The organism is Muricoccus harenae (assembly GCF_009848505.1).
Taxonomy (GTDB): Bacteria; Pseudomonadota; Alphaproteobacteria; order Acetobacterales; family Acetobacteraceae; genus Roseomonas; species Roseomonas harenae.
The window spans coordinates 50,997-75,735 of record NZ_WWDL01000021.1 but is presented as its reverse complement, the minus strand read 5'-3'; the positions used below and the strand labels follow the sequence as shown (position 1 = coordinate 75,735).

General features: G+C 69.2%; 24 protein-coding genes. 15 read left to right on the top strand and 9 right to left on the bottom strand.

Features of this window, described 5'->3' with window-relative positions:
• Positions 1-19: 19 nt before the first annotated feature.
• Both GSE44_RS15715 and GSE44_RS15710 read left to right on the top strand, forming a co-directional pair.
• The gene (locus GSE44_RS15715; protein WP_159349771.1) at positions 20-3,592 is read left to right on the top strand and encodes a CheR family methyltransferase; all 3,573 of its coding nucleotides are present in this window, start codon (positions 20-22) and stop codon (positions 3,590-3,592) included.
• Positions 3,589-3,972 carry a response regulator gene (locus GSE44_RS15710; protein ID WP_159349770.1) on the top strand — a complete coding sequence of 128 codons (384 nt, stop codon included), beginning with the start codon at positions 3,589-3,591 and terminating at the stop codon, positions 3,970-3,972. Before GSE44_RS15715 ends, GSE44_RS15710 begins: the two co-directional genes overlap by 4 nt.
• 37 nt (positions 3,973-4,009) lie before the next feature.
• On the opposite strand, the gene GSE44_RS15705 is transcribed toward GSE44_RS15710, so the two are convergent.
• Both GSE44_RS15705 and GSE44_RS15700 read right to left on the bottom strand, forming a co-directional pair.
• The gene (locus GSE44_RS15705) at positions 4,010-5,527 is read right to left on the bottom strand and encodes a PAS domain-containing sensor histidine kinase (protein ID WP_159349769.1); all 1,518 of its coding nucleotides are present in this window, start codon (positions 5,525-5,527) and stop codon (positions 4,010-4,012) included.
• Positions 5,528-5,645: 118 nt separating this feature from the next.
• On the bottom strand, positions 5,646-6,386 hold the full coding sequence (locus GSE44_RS15700; RefSeq protein ID WP_159349768.1) for a Crp/Fnr family transcriptional regulator: 741 nt from the start codon (positions 6,384-6,386) through the stop codon (positions 5,646-5,648).
• A gap of 160 nt (positions 6,387-6,546) precedes the next feature.
• On the opposite strand from GSE44_RS15700, the gene GSE44_RS15695 reads away from it, so the two are divergent.
• Positions 6,547-6,927 (top strand): response regulator, encoded by a 381-nt coding sequence (locus GSE44_RS15695; protein ID WP_235924863.1) that lies wholly within the window; start codon positions 6,547-6,549, stop codon positions 6,925-6,927.
• Between the two features lie 95 nt (positions 6,928-7,022).
• Here GSE44_RS15695 and GSE44_RS15690 read toward each other — a convergent pair whose 3' ends face one another.
• Positions 7,023-7,451, bottom strand: a complete 429-nt coding sequence (locus GSE44_RS15690; protein WP_159349804.1) for a helix-turn-helix domain-containing protein — start codon at positions 7,449-7,451, stop codon at positions 7,023-7,025.
• Positions 7,452-7,599: 148 nt separating this feature from the next.
• On the opposite strand from GSE44_RS15690, the gene GSE44_RS15685 reads away from it, so the two are divergent.
• Both GSE44_RS15685 and GSE44_RS15680 read left to right on the top strand, forming a co-directional pair.
• A complete protein-coding gene (locus GSE44_RS15685; RefSeq protein WP_159349767.1) occupies positions 7,600-7,785 on the top strand; it encodes a hypothetical protein in 186 nt (61 codons plus the stop codon).
• Entirely contained in the window at positions 7,778-7,987 is a 210-nt protein-coding gene (locus tag GSE44_RS15680; protein ID WP_159349766.1) for a hypothetical protein, read from the top strand. Before GSE44_RS15685 ends, GSE44_RS15680 begins: the two co-directional genes overlap by 8 nt.
• A 9-nt stretch (positions 7,988-7,996) precedes the next feature.
• On the opposite strand, the gene GSE44_RS15675 is transcribed toward GSE44_RS15680, so the two are convergent.
• The 3 genes from GSE44_RS15675 to GSE44_RS15665 all read right to left on the bottom strand — a co-directional run bounded on the left by GSE44_RS15675 (position 7,997) and on the right by GSE44_RS15665 (position 10,464).
• The gene (locus tag GSE44_RS15675; RefSeq protein WP_235924871.1) at positions 7,997-9,142 is read right to left on the bottom strand and encodes a patatin-like phospholipase family protein; all 1,146 of its coding nucleotides are present in this window, start codon (positions 9,140-9,142) and stop codon (positions 7,997-7,999) included.
• A gap of 36 nt (positions 9,143-9,178) precedes the next feature.
• On the bottom strand, positions 9,179-9,379 hold the full coding sequence (locus tag GSE44_RS15670) for a hypothetical protein (RefSeq protein WP_159349764.1): 201 nt from the start codon (positions 9,377-9,379) through the stop codon (positions 9,179-9,181).
• Between the two features lie 110 nt (positions 9,380-9,489).
• Positions 9,490-10,464, bottom strand: a complete 975-nt coding sequence (locus GSE44_RS15665) for a TIGR03885 family FMN-dependent LLM class oxidoreductase (protein ID WP_159349763.1) — start codon at positions 10,462-10,464, stop codon at positions 9,490-9,492.
• 329 nt (positions 10,465-10,793) lie between these two features.
• Between GSE44_RS15665 and GSE44_RS15660 the strand changes: the two genes are divergently transcribed.
• The 8 genes from GSE44_RS15660 (at position 10,794) to GSE44_RS25340 (ending at position 18,830) form a co-directional block, all read left to right on the top strand.
• Positions 10,794-11,339, top strand: a complete 546-nt coding sequence (locus GSE44_RS15660) for a hypothetical protein (protein WP_159349762.1) — start codon at positions 10,794-10,796, stop codon at positions 11,337-11,339.
• Positions 11,336-11,710 carry an SPW repeat domain-containing protein gene (locus GSE44_RS15655; RefSeq protein ID WP_159349761.1) on the top strand — a complete coding sequence of 125 codons (375 nt, stop codon included), beginning with the start codon at positions 11,336-11,338 and terminating at the stop codon, positions 11,708-11,710. Before GSE44_RS15660 ends, GSE44_RS15655 begins: the two co-directional genes overlap by 4 nt.
• Complete coding sequence (locus tag GSE44_RS15650; RefSeq protein ID WP_159349760.1) at positions 11,710-12,492, top strand: DUF2243 domain-containing protein; 783 nt, start codon at positions 11,710-11,712, stop codon at positions 12,490-12,492. Before GSE44_RS15655 ends, GSE44_RS15650 begins: the two co-directional genes overlap by 1 nt.
• Before the next feature lie 148 nt (positions 12,493-12,640).
• The gene (cphA, locus tag GSE44_RS15645) at positions 12,641-15,391 is read left to right on the top strand and encodes a cyanophycin synthetase (RefSeq protein ID WP_201306094.1); all 2,751 of its coding nucleotides are present in this window, start codon (positions 12,641-12,643) and stop codon (positions 15,389-15,391) included.
• Positions 15,392-15,393: 2 nt separating this feature from the next.
• Positions 15,394-16,272, top strand: a complete 879-nt coding sequence (locus GSE44_RS15640; RefSeq protein WP_159349802.1) for an isoaspartyl peptidase/L-asparaginase family protein — start codon at positions 15,394-15,396, stop codon at positions 16,270-16,272.
• Positions 16,265-17,110: a cyanophycinase gene (locus GSE44_RS15635; RefSeq protein ID WP_159349759.1), complete on the top strand. Its 846-nt coding sequence runs from the start codon at positions 16,265-16,267 to the stop codon at positions 17,108-17,110. Before GSE44_RS15640 ends, GSE44_RS15635 begins: the two co-directional genes overlap by 8 nt.
• 8 nt (positions 17,111-17,118) lie before the next feature.
• Positions 17,119-18,468, top strand: a complete 1,350-nt coding sequence (locus tag GSE44_RS15630) for an NAD(P)/FAD-dependent oxidoreductase (RefSeq protein ID WP_159349758.1) — start codon at positions 17,119-17,121, stop codon at positions 18,466-18,468.
• A gap of 2 nt (positions 18,469-18,470) precedes the next feature.
• The gene (locus GSE44_RS25340; protein WP_201306092.1) at positions 18,471-18,830 is read left to right on the top strand and encodes a hypothetical protein; all 360 of its coding nucleotides are present in this window, start codon (positions 18,471-18,473) and stop codon (positions 18,828-18,830) included.
• A gap of 13 nt (positions 18,831-18,843) precedes the next feature.
• Here GSE44_RS25340 and GSE44_RS15620 read toward each other — a convergent pair whose 3' ends face one another.
• Positions 18,844-20,145, bottom strand: coding sequence for a family 1 glycosylhydrolase (locus tag GSE44_RS15620; RefSeq protein WP_159349757.1), 1,302 nt, complete (start codon positions 20,143-20,145; stop codon positions 18,844-18,846).
• 354 nt (positions 20,146-20,499) lie between these two features.
• Between GSE44_RS15620 and GSE44_RS15615 the strand changes: the two genes are divergently transcribed.
• Both GSE44_RS15615 and GSE44_RS15610 read left to right on the top strand, forming a co-directional pair.
• Entirely contained in the window at positions 20,500-21,597 is a 1,098-nt protein-coding gene (locus GSE44_RS15615; RefSeq protein WP_159349756.1) for a hypothetical protein, read from the top strand.
• Between the two features lie 93 nt (positions 21,598-21,690).
• Complete coding sequence (locus GSE44_RS15610) at positions 21,691-22,956, top strand: glycoside hydrolase family 1 protein (RefSeq protein ID WP_235924860.1); 1,266 nt, start codon at positions 21,691-21,693, stop codon at positions 22,954-22,956.
• A gap of 39 nt (positions 22,957-22,995) precedes the next feature.
• Here GSE44_RS15610 and GSE44_RS15605 read toward each other — a convergent pair whose 3' ends face one another.
• Together GSE44_RS15605 and GSE44_RS15600 are read right to left on the bottom strand one after the other, a co-directional pair.
• Positions 22,996-23,790 (bottom strand): ABC transporter permease, encoded by a 795-nt coding sequence (locus GSE44_RS15605; RefSeq protein WP_159349755.1) that lies wholly within the window; start codon positions 23,788-23,790, stop codon positions 22,996-22,998.
• Positions 23,790-24,737, bottom strand: coding sequence for an ABC transporter permease (locus GSE44_RS15600; RefSeq protein WP_159349754.1), 948 nt, complete (start codon positions 24,735-24,737; stop codon positions 23,790-23,792). Before GSE44_RS15600 ends, GSE44_RS15605 begins: the two co-directional genes overlap by 1 nt.
• Positions 24,738-24,739 lie beyond the last annotated feature (2 nt).

Below are 24,739 nucleotides of genomic sequence, written 5' to 3'. Positions count from 1 at the left end.
GACTGAGGAGCGGCACGTCTTGAACCATCAGGCTACAGGGGAAATCGGACCGCCGGCGGACAGGCCGGTGGCGGTGGTGGGCCTGGGCGCCTCCGCGCTCGCCTACCGCTCGCTGGAGCGCCTCTTTGCCCTGATGCCGCGGGAGAACGGCGCAGCCTTCATCGTGGTATCGGAGTCCCCCAAGCCGCTTGACGCGATCGCCATGGTGGAGGCGCTGAACAGCCATGAATCCATGCCCGCTCGCCTCGCCACCGATGGGGAGCGGCTGCAACCGGACAGGATCTATGTCGTCCCTGTCGGGCTGATGACGACCATCGAGGACGGGCATCTGCGCCTGTCGGAGCCGGAGCAGGTGCCGGGCCACCGCGGTACGGTGGACACCTTCCTCACTTCCCTCGCCGAGCAGTTGCGGGAAGCGGCGGTGGGCATCGTTTTGGCGGCGGTGAAGGAAGCGGGCAGCCTCGGCGTCGCGCGGCTGAAGGAATGCGGCGGCTTGGCCCTGGCCGAGGTGGAGCCCGACCAGGGCGGCTCCAACCCGACGGAGATCGACGGGGCATCCGGGATGGCCGACGTCCGCGTGCCCCTGGCCGAGATCCCGGCCCGGCTCCTGAAGCTGATCGAGCACCTGCGGCAGACCGACGAGGAAGCCGAGACCACGAAGCTCATCCGGGAGGGCGAGAGCCGGCTTCCGGCGATCGCCACCATCCTGCGGAACCAGACCGGCCATGACTTCCATGGCTACAAACCCAACACCTTTCTCCGGCGCATCCAGCGCCGCATGCATGTCGTGCGCGCCACCGACATCGACTCCTATGTCGAGCGGTTGCGCGCCGATGCCGGCGAGGTGCAGGACCTGTTCCAGGACCTGCTGATCGGCGTCACCCAGTTCTTCCGCGACCCGGCCGAGTTCGCGATGCTCGAGGAACGGGTGATCCCCGAGCTGCTGAGGGACCGGCGGGCCAACGACACGCTGCGGCTCTGGGTGCTCGGCTGCTCCACGGGGGAGGAGGCTTATTCCCTCGCCATGCTGGTGCGCGAGGCGACGGCGGAGATGGACACGCCGCCGCATGTGCAGATCTTCGCCACTGACATCGATGCCCGCGCTCTGGCCGTGGCCCGCGCCGGACGCTACCTGGAATCCATCGAGAAGGACGTCCCGCCGGAGCGGCTGGCGCGCTGGTTCATCCGGGAAGGCTCCACCTACCGCGTCCACAAGGACCTGCGGGAGATGTGCATCTTCTCCGCGCACAACGTCATCAAGGACGCGCCCTTCTCCCGCGTCGACCTGATCTCCTGCCGCAACCTCCTCATCTACCTGAACGCCGAGCTGCAGGAACGCGTCATCCCGCTGTTCCACCTCGCCCTCCGGCCGGGCGGCTGTCTCTTCCTCGGCCCCTCCGAGAACGTCACCCGCCATACCAAGCTGTTCCAGCCGCTGGACCGGAAGTTCCGCATCTTCCGACGGCTGGAAACGGTGACGCGGGTCCTGCCGGAATTTCCCCTCACCGCCCGCTCCGGCACACGGCGGAACAGCGGGGGGACAACGACCGCTGTGGCCCGTGCCCTGCCGGGCGCCCAGCTCAGCCGGCGCGCGGAGCGCGTGGTGGAGCGCTACGCGCCGGCCTATGTCGTCATCGACGAAGAATATCAGGTGCTGAACTTCTCCGGCCGGACGGGCCCCTTCCTCGATCCGTCGGCGGGTGTTGCGAATCTCAACCTGCTCAACCTGGTGCACCGGGACCTGCGGCTGGACCTGCGGGCGGCGCTGCACCGGGCTGCCACCAACCGCAAGACCGCGCGCGTCGCGCCCCTGCGGATGGGGCTGGAGAACGAGGCGCGGCGGGTGGGGCTGACGGTGGAGCCCCTGTCGGATTCCGTCCAGGACGCACACAGCTTCGTCGTGCTCTTCCACGACTACGGCGCCGATCTCGGCCAGAATTCCGAGGACACGCCGCTCGATCCCGCGCTGCTGCGCGACGAGCATGTGCTGCGGCTGGAAGGCGAGCTGCGCGTCACCAAGGACCGGCTGCAGGCCACGATCGAGGAGCTGGAGAGCACCAACGAGGAGCTGAAATCCTCCAACGAGGAATACCAGTCGATCAACGAGGAGCTGCAATCCGCCAATGAGGAACTGGAGACCTCGAAGGAGGAGCTGCAATCCGTCAACGAGGAGCTGCAGACGGTCAATGGCGAGCTGGCGCACCGCATCAGCGAGCTGGCGCGCACCAACAGCGACCTGAAGAACCTTCTCGAATCCACCCAGATCGCGACGCTCTTCCTCGATAACGACATGCGGGTGAAGAGCTTCACCCCCAGCATGTCCGAGGTGTTCCACCTGATCGAGAGCGATCTGGGGCGCCCGATCGCCCATATCGCCTCCCGCGTGCCCTATCCGGACCTGGGCGAGGACGTGCGGCGCGTGCTGCGCACGCTCTCGACCATCGAGCGCGAGATCGGGGCACCCGACCGCGGCCGCTACCTCGTGCGCGTGCTGCCCTATCGCAGCGTCGACAACTTCATCGCCGGCGCGGTGCTGACCTTCCTGGACATCACCGAGACCACCATCGCCCAGGCCGCCCGGAAGGCCGCAGACGAGCGGGCGCGCCTGGCCACCTCCGCCGCCCGGATCATCATCTGGGAAATGGCGGTGGAGAGCGGGCGCTTCACCCATTCGGAAGGCTTCGAAAACACCTTCAGCTTCCCCCCGCCGCAGACGCTGGGGATGCTGCTCGAAACCGCCCATCCCGAGGACCGGGACCGGCTCTCCGCCGCCTTCGACGCCGTGATCAACGGCCGGACTCCCTTGGATGTGGAGGTGCGCATGGCCGGGCAGCGCGGCGAGGTCTGGGTCCGCTTCAGCGGCACCCGCACCGACGGCACGCTGCTGGGCGTCCTGCAGGACGTGGACGAGCGCCGCCGCGCGGCCGGGCAGCAATCCCTGCTGCTGGCGGAGCTGCAGCACCGGGTGAAGAACATCCTGGCCGTGGTGCGCTCCCTCACCGTCCGCTCCCTCGACACCTCGGAGACGCTGGAGGAGTTCGGCGAACGCTTCTCCGGCCGGATCGACGCCCTGGCCCGCACCCAGGGGGTGCTCGCCAACCGCGGCGCGGCCGGCGTGCAGCTGGGCGAGCTGGTCCGGGACGAACTGGCCGCGAGCCTCGGCGATGATGGCGGCCAGGTGGAGATCGGCGGCCCGCCGGTGCTGCTGAAGGACAAGGCGGCGGAGGCCTTTGCCCTCGCCATCCACGAGCTGACCACCAATGCGGTGAAATACGGCGCCCTCTCCACCCCCACGGGCCGGCTGAGCGTGCAGTGGCGCATCATGAACACGAGCGGCGGCGGGCGGCTGGACCTGGAATGGCGCGAGCAGGGCGTGCAGCTGCCAGACGCCCGCCCCCCCCGCACCGGCTTCGGGCGGCGGCTGATCGAGCGCGGCCTGCCCTATGACCTCGAGGCGGTAACCTCCCTGGAATTCACCCCGGAGGGCGTGCGCTGTACGGTGGAGCTGCCGCTCGGACCGCGCGTCATCGCCCTCGCCGAGGATGAGATGGCCGGCCCCCCCGGTAACACCCTTGCCGGGATGCCAGGATGACCGACGCCACGCCAACTGCCCAGCCCCTTGCCGGCCGGGCCGTCCTCATCGTCGAGGACCAGTACCTCATCGCGGACGAGATGTGCGCCCTGGTCGAACGGCTGGGGGGCACGGTGGTCGGTCCCGCCGCGCGGGTCTCCGCGGCCCTGGCGGCGCTCGCCTCCCACCGGCCGGACCTCGCCCTGTTGGACGTGAACCTGGACGGGGAGCGGATCTATCCCGTGGCCGAGGCGCTGCGGGAGGCCGGCATCCCCTTCGTGTTCATGACCGGCTACGACCCCTGGGCGATCGATTCCCGCTTCAGCGACGCGCCGCATCTGGAGAAGCCCATCGGGTTGCCGGCGCTGCAGGGCATGCTGCGCAGCCTGGGCCTGGCCTGAGCCGCCGCAGCCCCTACCCGGCCCCCACCGACCAGTCTCAGGCGACGACGCTGCTTACGGAGGTCTCCCGCATAACGATCCGGTCGGTCAGCGGAAGCTCGATCCTGCAGTGCAGCCCCTTCGGACCGAAGTTCTGCGTGACCTTCGCGCCCAGATCGTAGGGAAGCGTCCGTTCCAGCAGTTCGGTGCCGAAGCCGCGGCGCCGCGCCCCTGCCACACGGGGCCCGCCGCTCTCCTGCCAGTCGAGGATGAGCTGGGGATCCTCGCTTCGCCAGGTCACGTCGATGCGCCCCTGCGGAAGAGAGAGCGCTCCGTGCTTCACCGCATTGGTGGTCAGCTCATGTATGGCCAGGCCCAGTATCTCGGCAGCCTTGGGCCGGAGCTGCACCGTTGGCCCCTCCATCCGCAGCCGTTCGTTCTCCCTCGCGGTATGGGCGAGCAGCTCGTCCGCGATGAGCTGCGCGAGGTCGATGCCGCGCCCGGGGTCCCGGGTGACGGCGGCCTGCACCCGGGCGAAGGCGTTGATGCGCCCGTCCAGATGCATGGCCAGCTCGTCGACCGTCGAGCTCGCCCGCACCGTGCGGCGGATGAGGGAGCGGATCACGCTGAGCATGTTCCGGCCCCGGTGCTGCAGCTCGGCCATCAGGAGGCGTTGGTGCTCCTCCATGCGGCGCAGCTCGTCCACATCGGTGGAGGTGCCCAGCCATTCGACGACGCGGCCTTCGTCGTCCCGCACCGGCTTGGCGCGGGTCTGGAACCAGCGGTAGCGACCCTCGGCGGCGTGGCAGATCCGGTACTCGGCCTCAAAGATCTCCCCCTCATCGGCGCGCTGCCAGGCCTCCAGGGCCACCGGGCGGTCATCCGGGTGCAGGGCCCGCAGCCAGCCATGGCCCTGGCTCTCCGCCTCCGGCAGGCCGGTATGGGCGCTCCATTGCGGGCTGCACCAGGACCAGATCCCGCCCGCCGTGGCGCGCCAGACGAGCTGCGGGATTCCCTCGACGAGGGAACGCAGCCGCCGCTGGTTCTCCTGCAGCCCCTTCTCCACCGAAACGCGCCGGGTGGTTTCCACCACCGTGGTGACCATGCCAGCGACATGGCCTTCCGCATCGCGTAGCGGCGCGGTGGAAAAGGTGAAGAGCGCTTTCTCTGGTGTGGAGGGGCGCGCCGAGGCAAAGGCGAAATCCTCAAGGAAGACCGTCTCACCATGCTGCAGGACACGGTCGGCCATGGATTGCACCTGCTCGCAGCTTTCTGGCCAGACCTCGCGCAGCGGGCGGCCGAGCGCCTCGGGCGGCGGGCCCATGATCCGCAGGGCAGCGTCGTTGTGCAGCTCGAGAAGCTCCGGGCCCCAGAAGATGAAATTGGGGAAGCCCGAGGCGAGGCAGAGCTCCACCGCGGTCCGCAAGCTGGGGGCCCAGGCCGCGGGCGGGCCGAGCGGGCTGCCCGACCAGTCCTGCGTCCGGATGAGCTGCCCCATGGCGCCGCCGCCCTCGGGCCAGCCGGTGCGAAGGTCAGGGGCGGTCCCGCTCTCGCTGGTCCGGGTTTCGCTGCTCAAGCTCTGTCCCTCGGCATCTGGCCCTCAGCATCTGGTTCGGGCAGGACCCTACGCGTCCTGGCGGCCGTCTCAGGCGAATGCGCCGCATCTTTCAACATGTCCGCGGCTGCCACGCATGCTATTCATTTGCGTCGAGGTGTCGCCCTTCGTGTTCGAGATGTAGGTAATTAGGATTGAACTGCCCGGCGCTCTGGAGCGCATCGAGATCCGGGATGGTCAGGGTCCTGCCCTTCAGGACGATCAGGTTCGCCGCGCGAAGCTCCTGCAGGGTGCGGTTCACATGCACCGTGGAGAGCCCCATCGCGTCGGCCAGCTCCGACTGGGTGAGCGGCAACTCGCAGCGGTTCTCCTGGGTGAGGCCGACGCTGCGCAGGCGCAGGAACAGCTCGCAGAGGAGATGCGCCATACGCTCCAATGCGTCGCGCTGGCCAAGGCTGACGGTCCATTCCCGCTGGATCGCCGTGTTCACCAGCGATTCCCACCAGAGCGCCTGGGTGACGCGGGGGTATTCGAGCGTGATCTCGTCGATGCGGCGGCGGGGGATCTGGGCGAAGGTCACGGGAGTCAGCGTGCCGACCGAATGGTCCATCTCTCGCAGGACGAAGACATGGTTGTCGCAGAGGTCGCCCGGCAGGAAGAAAGCGATGATCTGGCGCCGGCCATCCTCCAGATGCTTGTAGCGGCAGGCCCAGCCGGAAAGGATAAGGTTAAGGGCCTGCGGCTTGTCGCCTTCACGGATGATGTCCTCCCGCGTTCCGAGCTGGCGAACCCCCTCGGCCGCGACCTGCTCAAGAACCTGCCTTTCGTCCGATGACAGCTTCGTGAACTGCTGCAGTTTCCGAATAAGTGGATTGTTCATGGCAGATCCCGTGTGCAACGGGGCTGGTAACGCCCTGGGGTAAGATCGCCTTAACATGGGTTATGCAACGACGACGACAGCTTCCCGATCCGCATTGGCGGGCTATTCTGACCACAGCGCAATGCCCGCTTCGGCATGCACGCCAGAGAAGGCACCAGGGATGATGATGGAAGCTGTGCCGAGACAGGACCTGAAGGGTTGCCGCGTGCTCGTTGTCGAGGACGAGTTCTTCATCGCCGATGATCTGGTGCAGGCGCTGCAAGACCTCGGGGCCCAGGTCCTCGGTCCGGTGCCGACCCGGGAGCAGGCGCTCGAGCAGCTTTCGGCCGGTGGTCGGATCGACCTTGCCGTCCTGGACGTCAACCTGCAGGGGGAAATGGCCTTTCCCGTGGCGGATGCACTCAACGAACGGGGCGTCCCCTTCGTGCTGGCCACGGGCTATGCGCAGACCTCCCTGCCCCCCCGCTTCGGCCATGTGCCGCACTGGGAGAAGCCCTTCGACCCCGAAGCGCTGGTGCGCGCACTATCAGGCCTGATCTAGGCGCCGCTGGCGCCGGCGCGGGTATATCCGCACGCGTATGGGGCATTCCCGATGACGGGATCGCCCCTGCAGATTTCTCTCCTCGGTCCCTCGGCTTAATCCTCCGGCGCAAGGCTCCTCAGCAGCGCCATGACGCGCTTCCGCACGGCGGGATCCGTGATGCTGTAATAGGCACGGATGAGCTGCAGCGTTTCGCGCTGGTGCAGCGTATCGCCCGTCATGTGGTCCAGTGGCGCCTCAGGCGTCTGATCCAGGCCTTGCAGCGCCTGGACCCCCTCGGGCATCTCATCGAAGAAGTAGCCGATCGGCACATCCAGCACCTGCACCAGATCGAACAACCGGCTGGCGCCGATACGGTTTGCGCCGCTTTCGTATTTCTGGATCTGCTGGAAGGTGACGCCGAGTGCCGCCCCCAACTCCCCCTGACTGATCCCCAGCATGGTCCGGCGAAGCCGGATCCGGCGCCCGACATGCGCGCCGATCATGCTCGAGCGCGGATCTCTCGCCCGCTGGGACCGTTCCATCCCCGTTCTGACACTGCGGTCAAAGGTGACGATATCCATCGCAAAAGGATCTCCATCCGCACCGACCTCATTCACTAACAGGCCTCCACCGGAGGGGAATTACCTTATGTTAGGGATGCGTAACCGACCCTGGTCCAAGTTGGCATGCATGGAGCCGCGGCCTCATTCCGATCTGAACCGACGCATCCTTCAGGTGCGGCTGGTCGTCGCCTTGTCCCGGCAGATGCACGGGCCCTTCGTTCCGGCCTTGCCCGGCGCGTCGAGACGCCTGCCGGCCATGCCGAACCGCGCCATGGTGCAGGCGGGCCGGGTGGAGGCGCCGCGCCATGCCTGAGGTGACGCGCCCGCCCATGGCGCGGATCCTTCTCGTCACGCCGGGCTCGGAACGCGGCTTCTTTGGCGGCCTTTCCTTCATCGTCGAATATGAAACCATTTTGGGTCAGTGCACGGTCGAACTCTCGCCCGAGCGCATGCAGCATCTCGGGATCCTGGAGGCCTATGGCAGCGAACGGCTGATTCCCGCGCCGGAGCCATAGCGCCAGGCGCTACGCCACCTCGTGGAGCAGCAGGCCGGGGGCAAGCTCCTCGGCCCTGCCGCCTGCTTCAATCCGCCGCAATCCTTCCCGCAACGCCTCGGCGCCCGCGCGCCAGCGCTCCGCGAGTGTGATGTGCGAGAAGTCGAAGACCTTGCCTGGGCCAGCCTCGTCCAGCCCGCCGCGATAGCCGAGCAGCAGCAGCGTCAGCTCGCGCGCTGCCCCCCTGGCCTCGGCCCGGAGCGACGCGGTCCGCGCATCCTTTCCATCTTTCGGCCCATCTTTAGGCAGTGCCGCGGCCAGACGCCCCACCAGCGCGCGCAGGCGGAACTCCCGCGCGCAGCCTTCGAGGATCCGGCGCGTCTGGTTGCCGAAGGCGAGGTCCCCCGCGCGTGCAGCGGAAGCGGCGACGGAGCGCGGCCGGCTGCCATGGCGCGTGAAAAGCTCGACCAGGACACAGAGCACGGGCCCGGCCACCGGCTCCTCGATCAGCAGGTCGAGCGGCGCATTGGCGGAGAGGCCGCCATCGCCGAGCAGGCGGCCCTCCACCTCCACCGGCGCGAAGAGCGGCAGCAGCGCGCATGAGGCCATGAGATGCTCCGGCCTGATCCGCGCTCCCCGCGCCGTGTCGAAGGTCACCCGCTCCCCGCTGATGACATCGGTCGCCACCACGGTGAGGCGAGGCGCGCCGGCATGGTTCAGCCGGTCGAAGTCGAGGCATTCCGCCAGGTGCCGGCGCATCGGCTCCAGGTCATAAAGGGCTGGGGAGGCGCCCGACAGCTCCCCGCCCATCAGGCGCGGCCGGAACAGGCCCGGCCGGCCCAGGAACAGCGACTGCATCGCGGCCGCCTGATTATACGCGCGCCGCCACGCGCCCGCCTCCGGTGGCGGCCCGAGCCAGAAGGACGTCCAGGGCGTCGGGTCGTCGGCGGCCCTGCCCCAGAACTTCCGCAGGCTCTCCACGCGGCGGCCGGGCGGGTTGCCGGCGATGATGGCGGCGTTCACGGCCCCGGCGGAAGAGCCCAGGACCCAGTCGGGCAATGGGCCATCCGCTGCCTCCAGCGCCTCATACACGCCGGCCTCGAAGGCCCCTAGGGCGACCCCGCCCGAGAGCACCATCGCCGTCATCCGCGGGGCTGGCGCCGCCGGCCCTGGCACGCTCAACCCTGCGCTCCCTTCTGGAGCGCCGGCCGATCAGCCACTGGTCTTGTGCCCGGGCCGTCCAGCTGCGGCCTTCGCGGAGCCGGTTCCGGCGATGTTGCGCTGGTTGTCCTGCTTTGAGCCCGTGCCCGGGGAGCTGCCGGGACCTGTAGCGGTGCCGCCAGCATTGCTGACGCTTCCCTGCCCCGAGCCGGTCTCCGCCGCGCGCCGGTTCGCCTTCTTCTCAGTCGTCATCGCCTTCGTCCCTGATGCTGGATGGGGATGCTGGATGGGAACTTGGCCCTGCCCCAGAACGCGGCGGGGCCCGCGAGGGTTCTGAAGAAACGCGCCGCAGGCGCCGCATGTCACCCGCGCCGCAGTGCCGGCAGAACCTTCGCGCCGAAGGTCTCGATGAAGGCGCGCTGGTTCCGCCCCACCTGATGGAGCTGGATCTCCCCGAAGCCGAGTTCCACCAGCTCCGCCAGGCGCGCGGCATGCCATCCGGGATCGGATGAGATCCAGACGGATTTATGCATGTCCTCGGGCCGGACGAAGCGCGTGGCGGTGTCGAACTCCTCCGGCGTGCGCAGGTCCCAGTTCACGTCGCCGCCGATGGCGTTGGTGCGCCACTGCTCATGCGCACCGGCCAGCGCCTCCGCCTCGGTCGGCGCCCAGTTCACGGCCACCTGCGCCACGAGCCGCTTGCCCCGCCCACCACCGCGATGGAAGGCCTCCACCACCTTGCGCATCTGCGCCGGCTCCGCCGAAACGGTGAGCAGGCCGTCCGCCCAGGCGCCAACCTCCTCCGCCGTCGCCTCCGTCACGGCCGCGCCGAGCAGCGGCGGCGGGGTCGCGGGGCGGCTGTACAGCTTCGCATCCACCACGGTGACGCGGCCTTGATGGTTCACCGTCTCCCCGGCCAGCAGCGCGCGCACGATACCCGCGCATTCCCGCAGCCGCGCGTTGCGCTCCGCCTTCTCCGGCCAGGCAAGGCCGGTGATGTCCTCGTTGAGCCGCTGTCCGCTGCCGAGGGCAAACCAGAACCGGTCCGGGAACATCTCGGCCAGCGTCGCAGCGCCCTGGGCAAGAATTGCCGGATGATAGCGGTAGCCCGGTGCCGAAATCACGCCGAATGGCAGCCGCGTCCGCGCCATCGCTGCACCGAGCCAGGACCAGGCATAGCCGGAATGCCCTTGTGCGGCGCCCCAGGGCCGGAAGTGATCGGACGACATCGCGCAATCGAAGCCGGCGCCTTCCGCTTCCTCGACGAGGGCCAGCAGCTCCGATGGCGGGAACTGCTCGTGCGAGGCGTGGAAGCCGAAGCGGACGGGCTGCGTCATAAGGCGGCTCCTTTGGAAGCTGCATGAACCGGGAACGTCGCCGCGGGTTGCCGGCGAATGGCAGGACACCGCGCGGCGCGTGGAAATCACTCATTCGGGAGAACACGAATGAGCGGCACGCCACCTATCGCAGGTTAGAGGCTGCCCGCTCCCGCTGCGTAAGAAGCAAAGTCCCGCACTGATGAACACGCCAGGGAACCCATGACCAAAGGTCCGCCGCCGGCCCATTTCCATCCCGTCCTTGCCGCAATTGCTAAGTTGCGCATTCCTCCCGACGGGCAGGGCAGGCGCGGCCCCGCCCCGGCGGTCCGCGTACAGGGAGAGGTCCCATGAGCGGCGCCGGCACGAATGCCGGCCGTGCGCTGCCGCCAGCCTGGCAGCCCGCGCTCGGCACACCCGGCCAGGACCGCTCCCGTCTCCACGCCACCTTCCTGACGTGGCTGCGCGCCGCCCATTGCAGCGGCACGGCCCTGGCGCTGGCGGCGGAGTCCTGGGTACGGGCGGCGAGGAGCGCGCCCGTCTCCCTGGCCTTCAGCCAGATGCAATCCGAGGCGGAGGAGGGGGTGCACCGTATCGAGTACATTCTCTCCTGCCTTGGGCGGGGCGCACGGGGCGGCACTCCCTGGATCGACGGACGCGACCTCACCATTCCTGCGGAGGCGGACGACACGCGGCTGCTGGCGCTCGCGCGCTGGGCGCTCATGCGCATGAGCTGCGGCACGCTCGACCTCGGCACGCTGGCGCATGCCTGTGGCGAGTACCAGGCGGCACGGCTGCTGCAGATGTCGGTCGAGGAGCAGCTCACCACCGCGCGCCTCCTCGCAACAATTCTTCCGAACGCCGCCATGGACCTGCCAACCTGGAGAGCCCAATGAGATTCCTCTCGACCCGTGCGCATGGCGTGATCGATTACCTCACCGTCATCCTGTTCATCGCCGCCCCCTGGCTCTTCGGCTTCGCCGATGGAACGGCCGCGCAATGGGTTCCAGTGGCGATCGGTGTCGTCATCCTCCTGAGTTCCGTGCTCACCGATTACGAGCTCAGCCTCACGAGAATGATCCCGATGCCTGTGCATCTCGGCCTCGATCTCCTGGCGGGACTGCTGCTGGCAGCCTCGCCGTGGCTCTTCGGCTTCTCGGACCGGGTCTGGATGCCGCACCTCCTGCTCGGCGCCTTCGAGGTGATCGTGAGCCTCGTCACGCGCACGGTGCCCGACACTGACGCGCAGGCACCCAGCCGGATCTGATGACCGACACCCGGTCTTCGCCTCGTCCCCTGCTGGCAGCCGGCGTGCTCGGCTTCGCGCTCGGCGGCTTCTTCGATGGCATCCTGCTGCACCAGGTGCTGCAATGGCATCACTTCCTGTCGCTCGTGCCTGGCGAGGCGCTGCGTGACATCCGCATGCAGATCCTCGCAGATGGCTACTTCCATGTCGCCGTCTACCTAATCGCCGCGCTGGGCCTCTGGCTCCTCTGGCGCGCGCGGCGGAATATGCCGGGGGATGGCGGGCGGCTTCTTGGCGGCGCGCTGCTCGGCTTCGCCGCATGGCAGGTGGTGGATGTGGTGGTGTTCCATTGGATCGTGGGCATCCATCGCGTGCGCGTGGACGTGCCGGATCCGCTCATCTGGGACATCGGCTGGCTTGTCGCCACCGGCCTCCCGCCACTGGCGGCGGGGCTTTGGCTCGCGCGCCGGACGCCTCCGCCCGGCGGCGGACGGCACGGCACAGCCGTCGCGGCCTCCCTCGCGCTGCTGGTCCTGGCATCCGCGCCCGTCGCCGCTCTCCCGCCCGCGGGAATGACCACGACGCTCGTGCTGTTCCGCCAGGATCTGGGGCCGGACGCGGCCTTTGCGGCCGCTGTCGCAGCCGGTGGACGGGTGGCGTGGAGCGATCCCTCCGGCGGTCTCATGGCTGTCGATCTTCGCGACGGGGGCTCTGTGCTGGAGCTGTACCGCCGCGGCGCATTGCTGGTCGGAAGCGCCACCGCCACCGGCGGCTGCCTCGGCTGGACGCGCATGCGGAGCTGACGTTTCCGGTACGTTTCCGGAACGGAACTACAAGGCTCCGCGCACGTTCGTCAGATGTAGCGGCAGCATCACATTTCCAGCGCCCGCCGCCCGCATCCCTGCGCCAGTCAAACACCAACAAGATAGATAAGAACGAGAAGGCCAGTCCATGGGTACCGAGCTCACCTCGACCGGCGGCGCGCCGATGCGCGTGCTGCATTCGGCCGTTTACCGAGGTCCGCACCTCTTCAGCCACACGCCCATGATCCGCATCCGCCTGGACCTAGGCGCGCTGGAGGAATGGCCGTCCGACCGACTGCCGGGCTTCACCGACGGGTTGGTCGCCATGCTGCCGGGTCTGCAGGAGCATGGCTGCTCCTATGGCACGCCGGGCGGCTTCATTCGCCGCCTGCGGGAAGGCACCTGGATCGGGCATGTGTGCGAGCATGTGGCACTGGAACTGCAGACCCGCGCGGGATCGCGCGTGACGCGCGGCAAGACCCGCTCGGTGCGCGGCAAGCCCGGTAACTACAATGTTCTCTACGCCTATCGCGAGGAGGAGGTCGGTCTTCTCGCGGGCCGTCTCGCGCTGCAGCTGGTGGAATCGCTGCTCCCGGCCGAGCTGCGCGGCATCCAGGGGCTGGAGGAGCTGCATCGGCGCGATCCGTTGGCGGATGGCGGCGGTGTGGGGGCCGCGCTCGAGGCGCTCACCCGTCTGGTCGGCCGCCGCGCGCTCGGCCCCACCACGCGCTCCCTCGTGCAGGAGGCCGAGCGGCGCGGCATTCCGGTGATGCGCATGGACGAGCACAGCCTGGTGCAGCTCGGCCATGGCAAGCGGCAGCAGCGGCTGCGCGCCAGCATCACGGGCCGCACCTCCTCCATCGCGGTGGAGATCGCGGGGGACAAGGATCTCACCAAGGCGCTGCTCGCCGATGCGGGGCTGCCCGTGCCCCGGGGTGCGGTGGTGCGCACCGCGGAGGATGCGGTGTGGGAGGCCGAGCGCATCGGCTACCCGGTGGTGACCAAGCCGCTGGACGGCAACCACGGCCGCGGCGTCAGCCTGGACCTGCGCACACCCGAGGATGTGCGCCGTGGCTTCGAGGATGCGGCGCGGCGCTCGCGCGACGTCATCGTCGAGCAGCAGTTCCAGGGATATGATCACCGCATCCTGGTGATCGGAGGCGAGGTGCGCGCGGTGGCGCAGCGCGTGCCCGCCCATGTGGTTGGCGATGGCGTGCGGACGATCGCGGCGTTGATCGAGGAAGTGAACCGCGACCCGCGCCGGGGCAGCGGGCATGAGAACATGCTGACGCGCATCGAGGTGGACGAGCATGTGCTCGGTCTCCTGGCCAAGGCGGGCATGAATCTGGAGAGCATTCCTGAAAAGGGTCGCTGCGTGGCGCTGCGCGACACGGCGAATCTCTCCACCGGCGGCACGGCCATTGACCGCACGGATGACATCCACCCGGACAATGCCTGCATCGCCCGCCGCGCGGCCATGGCGGTGGGACTGGATGTCGCGGGCATCGACTTCCTGGCGCCCGATATCCGCCGCTCCGTGCGCGAGACCGGCGGCGGCATCGTGGAGGTGAATGCGGCGCCGGGCTTCCGCATGCATCTGGAGCCCTTCGAGGGCTGGGCGCGCGACATTGCCCGCCCCGTCATCGACATGCTGTTCCCGGATGGCGAGACCGGCCGCATCCCCATCCTGGCGATCACCGGCACCAACGGAAAATCCACCACGACCCGCATGGTCGCGCATATCCTCCGCCACGCCGGGATGACCGTGGGAATGACCACCACCAGCGGCATCTGGATCAATGACGACAAGATCACGGATGCTGACGCCAGCGGGCCCAAGAGCGCCCGCATGGTGCTGCGCGACCCGAGCGTGGACGCCGCCGTGCTCGAGACCGCACGTGGCGGCATCCTGCGCGAGGGGCTGGGCTTCGAGGAATGCGATGTCGGCGCCGTGCTGAACATCCAGGCCGATCATCTCGGGCTGAAGGAGGTGGACACGCTGGAGGACCTCGCGGCAGTGAAGTCCGTCGTGGTCGAATCCGTGCGGCGGGACGGCTGCAGCGTGCTCAATGCCGATGACCCGCTGACGCTTGCGATGGAGCGCCATGCCGGCGGCCGCATCGCCTTCTTCTCCATGAAGGGCGGCAAGGACATGCCGGATGCCCTGCGCGCCCATATCGATGCCGGCGGATTGGCCGTGGTGAGCGAGGACGGGGTGGATGGCGGCGACATCGTGGTGCATGACGACCGGCGCCGCCTGCCGCTGATGAGCGCGGCCGAGATCCCGGCGACGCTGGGCGGCATGGCTGGCTTCAACATCCAGAACGCCTTGGCGGCGGTGGGGATGACCTATGCGCAGGGCATCTCTCCGCCTGTCATCCGCGCCGCGCTGCAGAACTTCTCCTCCTCCTTCGAGCAGAGCCCGGGCCGGCTGAACGTGCATGACGCCCATGGCTTCCGCGTGATCCTGGACTATGCCCATAACCCGGCGGGGTTGACTGCCCTCTGTGACCTTGTCGCCAAGCTTCGGCCCCGGCACGGCCGGCTGATCGGCATGATCAGCACGCCGGGCGACCGGCGCGACGACGACATGCGGGAGATGGGCCGCATTGCCGCCGGCGCCTTCGACGAGGTGGTCCTGCGGGAGCGGCCGGATGGCCGCGGCCGTCCCTCCGGGGAGGTCATGCGGCTGATCGCGGAGGGCGTGCTCGGCACCGGATTCGCGGAGGAGCACCTGCACTGCGTGCTGGACGAGCATGAGGCGGCGGAACTCTGCCTCCGCATGGCGCAGCCGGGCGATCTCGTCGTGCTGACGCCGACCTCGGTGGAGGAGGTCTGGGCCCAGGTGCTCGCCTTCCGGCCGGTCGAGCAACCCGCGGCGGTAAAGGAGCTTGCGTGAGCATGGGAAGCATGCGCTGGGCCCTCGTGCTTCATGGCGGGGCGAAGGAGATTGTGCCGGAAAAGCACCGGGCAAACCGCGCCGGCTGCCTCGATGCGCTCGCCGCCGGCGCCGCCGTGCTCCGCTCGGGCGGCAGCGCGGTGGATGCGGTGGAGGCCACGATCCGGGTGCTGGAGGACGACCCGACTTTCAATGCCGGCCGCGGCTCCGTCCGCAACGCCGATGGCGAGGTGGAGATGGATGCGGCCATCATGGATGGCGACACTCTCGACCTCGGTGGCGTCGCAGCACTCCGGGACATGCGCCACCCCGTCTCGGTCGCCCGGCTGATGTTGCGGGAAGCCCCCACCCTGCTGGTGGCCGAGGGCGCGCGCCGCTTCGCCGAGGCGCATGGCGCCGAAGCCTGTGCCCCCGCCGAACTGCTGGTGGCGGAGGATGCGGACCATGACCCCGGCCATGACACAGTGGGCTGCGTCGCGCTGGACATGCGGGGGAACCTGGCGGCCGGCACCTCCACCGGGGGGCTGGAGGGCTGCCCAGCGGGGCGGGTGGGGGATTCCCCCCTGCCCGGCTGCGGCCTCTACGCCGACAACTCTCTCGGCGCCGTAGCGTTCTCGGGCGATGGGGAGAGCATCTCGCGCGGCATGCTCGCCGCGCGCGTCATGCAATCCATGGAATCACAACCGCCCCAGGCGGCAATCGAACAGGCGATCTCGCAGCTCGGCCGGATTGGCGGCGAGGCCGGCGGGATCGTGCTCGACCGGGCCGGACGCATCGGCTGGGCCCATAACAGCCCGCATTTCGCCGTGGGCATCGTAACCAGCGAGGACGAGACGCTGCACGCCTATCTGCACAAGAGCGAGGAAGCCCCCCATGCCTGACCGGAGCCGGATGGGCAGGGGCCCTCTCATCATCATCGGCGGGCATGAGGACAAGCAGGGGGAGCGGATCATCCTGCGCGAGGTGGCCCGCCACCTGAAGGGCGGCCGGCTCGTCATCGCCACCGTCGCCTCGCACCAGCCGGAAGGCTATTTCGACTCCTATAAGGACGCCTTTGCGGCCCTGGGCGTGACGGACCTCGTGGAGCTCTATGTCGAGGAACGTTCCGAGGCGCGGGACGAGGAGAAGCTGCGCGTCTTCGATGGCGCGACCGGTGTCTTCTTCTCCGGCGGCGACCAACTCCGCATCAGCAGCCAGCTCGGCGACACGCCGGTGGAGCAGCGCGTCCGCGAGATCCACGAGGCCGGTGGCGTGATCGCCGGCACCTCCGCCGGCGCCTCGGTCATGAGCGACACGATGCTGGTGAAGGGCAGCAGCCAGGAGACGCATCGCATCGGCGACCTGCATCTCGCTGCCGGGCTGGGCCTTGTACGGGACGTCATCATTGACCAGCATTTCGCGGAGCGCGGCCGGATCGGGCGCCTGCTGGGCGCCGTGGCGCAGAACCCGCGCGAGCTGGGCATCGGCATCGATGAGGACACGGCCATCATCCTCCGCGGGCACAAATTCGAGGTGATCGGAAGCGGCGGCGTCTATGTCGTCGATGGTGGCGGCGTCACCCATTCCAACATCGCCGAGGCGGAGGCGGACCGTGCGCTCTCCATTCACGATGTCCGGCTGCATGTCCTCTGCCATGGCGACCGCTTCGACCTGCGGGACCGGCGGCCGGCCATAGCCGCGGCCGCGGACGAGCCCGTGGCGCAGGCGGCCGACCAGTAGTGGCCCGGATGGGACGCCCCCCCTTGCGCGTGGTGGTGGTCGGGGCCGGCTTCGGCGGGCTGGAGGCCTCGCGCGCCCTGGCGGGGGCCCCCGTCTCGCTGACCATCCTGGACCGGCAGAACCACCATCTGTTCCAGCCCTTGCTCTACCAGGTGGCAACCGCCGCCCTCTCCCCCGGGGACATCGCCTGGCCGGTCCGCACCGTCTTCCGCCGCCAGGCGAATGCCACCGTGCTGATGGCCGAGGTGACGGCTGTGGACGCCCAGGCGCGGCTGGTCCATGCCGATGGCAAGGCCATCCCCTATGACGTGCTGGTGCTCGGCACCGGCGCGACCCATTCCTATTTCGGCAAGGATGAATGGGCCGCGGTGGCGCCCGGCCTCAAGACGATCGAGGATGCGACCGCCATCCGCCGACGCCTGCTCGTCGCCTTCGAGCGCGCCGAGCTGGCCTCGGACGAGTCGGAGCGCCGGCGCCTGCTCACCTTCGTGGTGGTCGGCGGCGGCCCCACGGGGGTGGAGCTGGCGGGCGCCATGGCCGAGCTGTCGCGCCACGCCCTGCAGCGCGAGTTCCGCCATGTGGACCCGCGCAAGGCGCGCATCCTGCTGGTGGAGGCCGGCCCGCGCCTCCTGGCGACCTTCCCGGAGGAGCTATCGGACTACGCCACCCGCTCCCTCCGTCGCATGGGGGTGGAGGTCCGCACCGATGCCCGGGTGACCAATTGCGATGCCGGCGGCGTTTCCCTCGGGGACGAGCGGATCGAGGCGAGCACCACGGTCTGGGCCGCCGGCGTGGTCGCCTCCCCGGCGGGAAGCTGGATCGGGGCGGAGCGCGACCGCGCCGGCCGCGTGGTGGCGGGCCCCGACCTCTCCGTGCCCGGCCATCCCGAGATTTTCGTGGTGGGCGACCTGGTGACCGCCAAGGATGGCAAGGGCAAGCCGATCCCCGGCAACGCCCCGGCCGCAAAGCAGATGGGCCGCTATGTCGGCAAGGTGATCGCCGCACGTGCGGCGGGCCGCCCGGCCCCGCCCCCCTTCGCCTATCGCCACCAGGGGGATCTCGCCACCATCGGGCGCCGCTCGGCGGTGGTCGCGCTGGACGGGTTCCGGCTGAAGGGGCTGCTGGGCTGGTGGTTCTGGGGCATCGCCCATGTCTGGTACCTGATCGGCTTCCGCAGCCGCGTCGTCGTCTCCTTCGAATGGCTGTGGAGCTACATCACCTTCCAGCGCGGCGCCCGGCTGATCACCCGGCTAGAGCCCCGGAGCACCACCCAGCAGGCGCCCCCTAGCGGCGAGACCGCCGCGCCCGGGCCCCAGGCCCCGCAGCGTGCCGAAGCCACCGCAAGGCCAGGAGGCTGAGCATGCCGAAGAATGACGACCCGACCGAGCTGGAACCGCGCCCGGTCCCCGTGCCGGTGACCCCCACCTCCAATGCCGCCCAGCTCAAGCGAGACGCCGAAAGCGGCGCAACCGGCGACAAGGTGCCGATGCTGGACCCCGGCCTCGCCCCGCTCGGCACGGATGACGAGGCCGCGGGCGCGCCGCTGGACCCGAAGCTGGTGGCGGAGGTGCGCGAGCGGGAAAGGCGCGATGCCCCGGTCCCGCCCGACGCGGCCAGCAACCGGGTGCCGCCCTCCGGCAGCCATCGGACCGTGGCCGTCATCGTGGCGGTCCTGGCCCTGTGCCTGCTGGCGGCGATCCTGGTCTGGCGGATGGATTGATCCGGGCGCGCCGTCAGGCGACGCGCCGCTGCCCGACCAGGTACCGGTCTTCGCGCCGCCACCAGCCAGGCTCTTGCGCCACGGGGTGCAGGTAGCGGCCTGTGGTCGCCAGCGCGCGGACCGCCTCGGCGAGCGGTGTTGGCCGCGGCGGGTCATGGCGCACGTCGAAGACACCCGGCTCATAGTTGCCGTCCCGGCGCCGGAGCAGCGAGCACCAGTCCATCGCCCCGAACATGGACCAGACCGTCACCGCATGCAGATCGACACCCTCCTGCCGCAGGCGGCAGGCGCCATCCCACACCTCCATCAGCCAGCGCACGGATTCCTCCGGCTCCCGGCATCCCAGATGCGCCTCGGTGACGGCCATGGGCAGCCCGTAGCGCTCCCAGGCCTCGCGCAGCCGCGCCTCCGCCCCGGTGTGCTCATGCGGCGGCAAGGGCACGCGCACCGCCTCAACATCCGCATAGCGCAGCTCAGGGCCGCCGCCGACAGTCTCCGGCGGGTAGAGCTCCACGCGATGGTCCAGGTAGCGGTCGCTGGTCACGTAATGGTTGATGCCGATGATGTCCGGCGGGCAGGGTTCTGCCACCAGCTGGTCCAGATGCTCCCGCGGCACGCCTTCCGACACCATGACGTCGTACCAGGAGTGGCTGCTGTTCACCCGGCCGCAGAGCAGGTCAAGGCTCAGCCAGCGGCGCTCGTTCTCATGCGCGGCCTGCGCGGCCAGTGGCGGCGTCGAGAAGACGCGGCCGAGATCCTCGGTCTGGATCAGCCGGGCATCAGGCCGCACCTCGCGGATCGCGCGCATGGCCAGGTTCACGGCGCGACATTCGTTGGTGAGCGCCGTCAGGAAGCTCCGCCCATCGCACCCGTGCGGGAACCAATGGCCGTAGAGGCCGGAGAAGCGGGCGGTGGTGAGGGGTTCATTGACGGGCGTCCAATCGCGCACCCAGGGATAGCGCATGGCTACCTGCCTTGCGTAATCCGCGAGCTTCTCCGGAAAGAGCGGATCGAGAAGGCTGGTATAGGCCGGCCCCGAACCGTGATGCACGAGACCGACGATCGGCTCGCAACCCAGCTCACGCAAGCGCGCCAGCCGTGCGTCAGGCCAACTCCAATCCGGCTTCCGCAGATCCTCCGGCGCGACCTTTTCCCAGAGAACGGGGTAGCGGAGATGACGGATGCCCAGCGAGGCGATGAGATCCAGATCCGTGTCGCGATCATGATGCCCTGTTTCGCAGAGCTGATCGCGCCATTCGCCCCCTGCGCGCAGAACTGTGCATTCAATTCCGCCCCAGAGCTCCAGTCTAGACATTCCCGTCGATACTCCTCACTTCTCTGCGCCGGCCGGCACGTTCGGCGTAAGCGCCCTAATTCCGCCATCGTTTCAGCGGCAGACACGAAAGTTTCCGCCGTTTCGTCACGCGTGACGTCATGTGTGGAAACGCGCATGGATCCGCGATCACACAAGATAGAGGCGCAATCAATCCTCGCGTGAGAGCGTTGTGACCCATGGGCCGCCGGCGCATCCTGAAGACGACGCATCCGGAAAACGGTGCGCGTGTTTCGGGGAATAACGCTGGATCCAGCATGGAATGGAGAAATGGATGAAGCCCCTCGCCGAACGTGACGCGACACCCCATCGGGGCCGGCCCTCGTGAAGGTCATCATGCTTCCCTGCGTCGAAGGCGGCATCGGCCATATCTCCCGGACCGCGACATTGGCGCGGACCCTGCGCCGGATCGATCCCTCGGTCGAGGTCGAATTCGTGCTCGACACGGTGCGGATGCGGCCGCTCAACATCGAGATGACGATCAAGATGGGCTACCAGCCGCGCCTGCTGCCGCCCATCACGCGCGAGAACCGCGATGCGGTCACCAAGGCCTGCTTCGGCGATGCCGATGTCATCGTGGACGACACGGCCCGCTACCTGCTGCCGCTCCGCGCCTGCGTTCCACATGCGGCCTGGGTCTCCATCCCCATCCCGCCGGTCGGCGACGAGCTGTTCGGCGACTGGCCCTTCATGATGCAGATGGACGCGATCATCTGGGCCTATGCGCCGCTGGTCGCGCTGCCGCCGGAGCTGTCGCTCGTCGAAGACAAGATCGTTAAGACGGGTCCCTTCCTGGACCTGGAGGCGGTGCCTGACAAGACAGAGGCGCGCGCAAGGCTAGGGCTCTCCGGCCGGCCGACGGTCCTGTATTCCGTACGGAACTTCCCCTTTGGCCGGGACTTCGCCAGCCGCGTTCTCCGCGGCCTCTATGGCGCGGTGGAGCAGTTGCGGCAAGGCGCGCATCCGGAGTTGGAGCTGCACCTGATGGCCGTGCGGGACGAGGACGAGCTGCGCAGCGTCCTGGGGCTTGAGGATGGATTCCCCAATTGGTTGCATTGCCGCGGCGTGATTCCTCAAGCAGACGCATTGCTGCACATCCAGGCCACCGACATCCTGATCGGCGAGGGCACGAGCACCATGCATGAGGGTGCGGCCCTGGGCACGCCCCTGGTGCTGGTGCCGGGGCCCATCTCGGAAACCCTGCTGCTGGCCGAAGCCCTGGGGCGCCACCGGGCGGCGCATAGCTTCCTGCCGGATGCCATCGAAGCGGACGGGCTGGCGGAGGCTTTCTGCTCCATCCTGGAGGAGCCCGCCAAGACCGCGGCCATGGCCGCCCGCGCCCGATCCCTGGTGACCGGCAGCGGCGGGGTCGAGGCGGCGGCGCGGCTGATCCTGGAGATCGGCGCGCAACGCCAGGCCGCCGCCGCGGCCTGACGATCCGGGATAATGGCCGGGGGCGGCGGAAACGATCCGCCGCGGCCCGCGTGAGGGACTCCGGCCCGCTGGCGAATTCTTGGAGTGAACGGAATGAATGATCCGAGTGCCGCGCGCGCCGGGCATGGCAGGGGGCAGGAGATGGCCACATCACTCGCGGGCGCGCAGGACGGGGAGATCACGCCCCTCTTCCCCCAGAGGGGACGTTCCTCCGGGACCCGGCTGTTCCAGAGCTTCTTCATGGGCGGCTTCGAATGCTCCACCCATCGCCGCCGGGATGGCCGGCGGCTCGACCTGCTCCGCAGCACGCGGCACGACGTGCTGGCCGCCGAGGACTACCGGCAGCTGGCGGAGCACGGCATCCGTGTTGCGCGTGACGGCGTCCGCTGGCACCTGATCGAGACGGCGCCGGGCCATTACGACTGGTCCTCGGTGCTACCGGCGCTGCGCGCCGCGAAGGTCACCGGAACCCAGGTGGCCTGGGACCTCTGCCATTACGGCTGGCCGGATGGGCTCGACGTCTATTCCGCCGCCTTCGTAAGCCGCTTCGCCAATTTCGCCCGCGCCTTCGCCCGGCTGCACCTGGAGGAGACAGGCCATCCCCCCATGGTCTGCCCGGTGAACGAGATCTCCTTCTTCGCCTGGGCCGGCGGCGAGGCCGGGTTGATGAATCCCGGCCACACGGACCGCGCCTACAGCGATGCATTGAAGATGCAGCTCGTCCGCGCGGCGATCGCCGGGGGGCGGGCGGTGCGCGAGGCGGCGCCTGGCGCGCGCATCGTGTCGATCGATCCCATGATCAACATCATCCCGCGCCCGGACCAGGACCCGGTGGATGCGCTCGCCCGCAACCAGGGGCAGTTCCATGCCTGGGACATGCTGGCTGGCCAGGCCTCGCCCGAACTCGGCGGCGGGCCCGAGATCGTCGATATCGTCGGCGTGAATTACTATTGGAACAACCAATGGCTGCATGGCGGCGAGCGCGAGGCCGTGCTGCCCGCCGACCCGCTCCACCGGCCGCTCCGCATGCTTTTCGCCGATGTCTATGCGCGCTACCGCCGCCCGATCTTCCTGGCGGAGACCAGCATCGAGGGCGACGAGCGCGTGCCATGGCTGCGCTATGTCTGCGAGGAGGTGCGCGCTGCCATGCGCGCGGGCGTGCCCATCGAGGGAATCTGCCTCTATCCCGTGCTGTCGCATCCCGGCTGGGACGATGACCGCTACTGCCCGAACGGGTTGTTCGAGTTGCAGCCGGATGGCGACAGGCGGCTTGTCTACGCGCCGCTAGCCGAGGAGCTTCGGGAGCAGCAACGCCTGTTTGATGCGCTGCTCCAGGAGACCCGCGCCAGGGCGGGGTGAGCGTGCGGCGGCCATGCCCTGGCATGGCCGCCGGGGCTCTCAGCCGTCCCGCATCTGCAAGGCCCGCCCGAGCAGGGACGCGGCGATGGCGGCGAGCAGCAAGGCAAGGCCGGGGAAAATCGCCAGCCAGGGCGCGACGGTCAGGTAGTTCCGGCTTTCCTGCAGGCTGGCGCCCCAATCCGCCGTGGGCGGCGGCACGCCGAGGCCGAGAAAGCCCAGCGCCGCCTGGATCTGCAGGGCCAGCGGAAACAGGATCACGCATTGCAGGATCACGACGGGCGCGACGTTGCGCGCGACATGCCGCAGCAGCACCGCCCATTCGCCATGGCCAAGCGCCCGCGCCGCCTCCACATAGGCGCGCTGCGATTCCATCAGCCCCGCCGCCCGCGCCACGCGGAAGAAGACCGGCGCATAGATAATGGCGAGCGCCAGGATCAGGTTGCCGGCCCCGGCCCCTAGCGTGCTGGCCAGCACCACGCCAAGGATGATCGGCGGAAAGGCCAGCAGCGCATCCGCCGCTCGGGACAGCGCCAGGTCCGGCACCCGGCCCATATAGCCGGCCACCGCGCCCAGTCCCCCGCCCAGCAGCGCGGCAACGGCGATGGCCGCGCCCACGATGCCAAGGGTGGTTCCAGCCCCATGCACGACGCGCGCATAGACATCCCGCCCGGTCTCGTCCGTGCCGAACCAGAATTGCGCGGAAGGCGCCTCCAGCCGCCGCGTCACCTCCACCGCCTCGGGCGGCCCGGCGAACAGCCCGGGCGCAAAGCTGACGGCGAGCAGGATCGCCGCCAGCACCGCCCCGATCACCAGCTCGATCCGGCCCCGGCTCATCACGCGCCCCTGACGCGTGGATCGATTGCCGCATAGGCGAGGTCGATCAACAGGTTCACCAGCAAGGCCACCAGCACCGCCAGCAGCAGCGCGCCCTGCAGCACGGGATAGTCCCGGCCCTGGATCGCAGCGAGCAGCGTGCGCCCGAGGCCTGGAATGCCGAAAAGCGTCTCCACCACCACCACGCCGCCCAGGATCTGCACCAGGATCAGCCCGGCATAGGTGACGAGCGGGATGGCGATGTTGCGCAGCACGTGGCGGCCGAAGATGACGCGTGCCGGAAGCCCGCGCGCCGTCGCCGCGCGCACGAAATCCTGCCGCAGCAGCGCCGCCGTCTGCTGCCGCGTAAACTGCGCATAGGCCGCCGCCTGCAGCAGCCCGAGCGCCAGCACTGGCAGCAGGATGCCCTCCAGATTGTCGGCCAGCGAGATGCCGGGCGGCGTGTAGATCAACGGCGGCGCCCAGCCGAGCCAGGCATCGGCCAGGATCAGCAGCACCATCCCCGTCCAGAACACCGGGGCGGAAAGGCCGAGCAGGGTGAATCCCTCCACCACCATGTCGAAGATGCCGCCGGGCCGCGCTCCCGCCGCGAGTCCCAACGGAACCCCCACCAAGATCGCGACCACCAGGGTAACGAGCCCGATCTCCAGCGTCACCAGGAAGGCATCGAAGATGATCCCGGCCACCGGCAGCCCCTGCCGCATCGAGGTGCCGAGATCCCCCTGCAGCACATCCCCCGCCCAGGCCAGGTATTGCGACCAGAGCGGGCGATCCAGACCGAAGAAGGCGCGCAGCGCCGCCTCCGCCGCCGGGTCGCCCGCGCTCTGCCCCAGCATCTCGCCGATGGCATCGCCCGGCACGGCGCGGATCAGCAGGAAGACCGCGCCGGTGGCCAGCACCATGGTCACGAGCGCGGCACCGAGCCTGCGGAGGAGGGCTTCCGTCATGG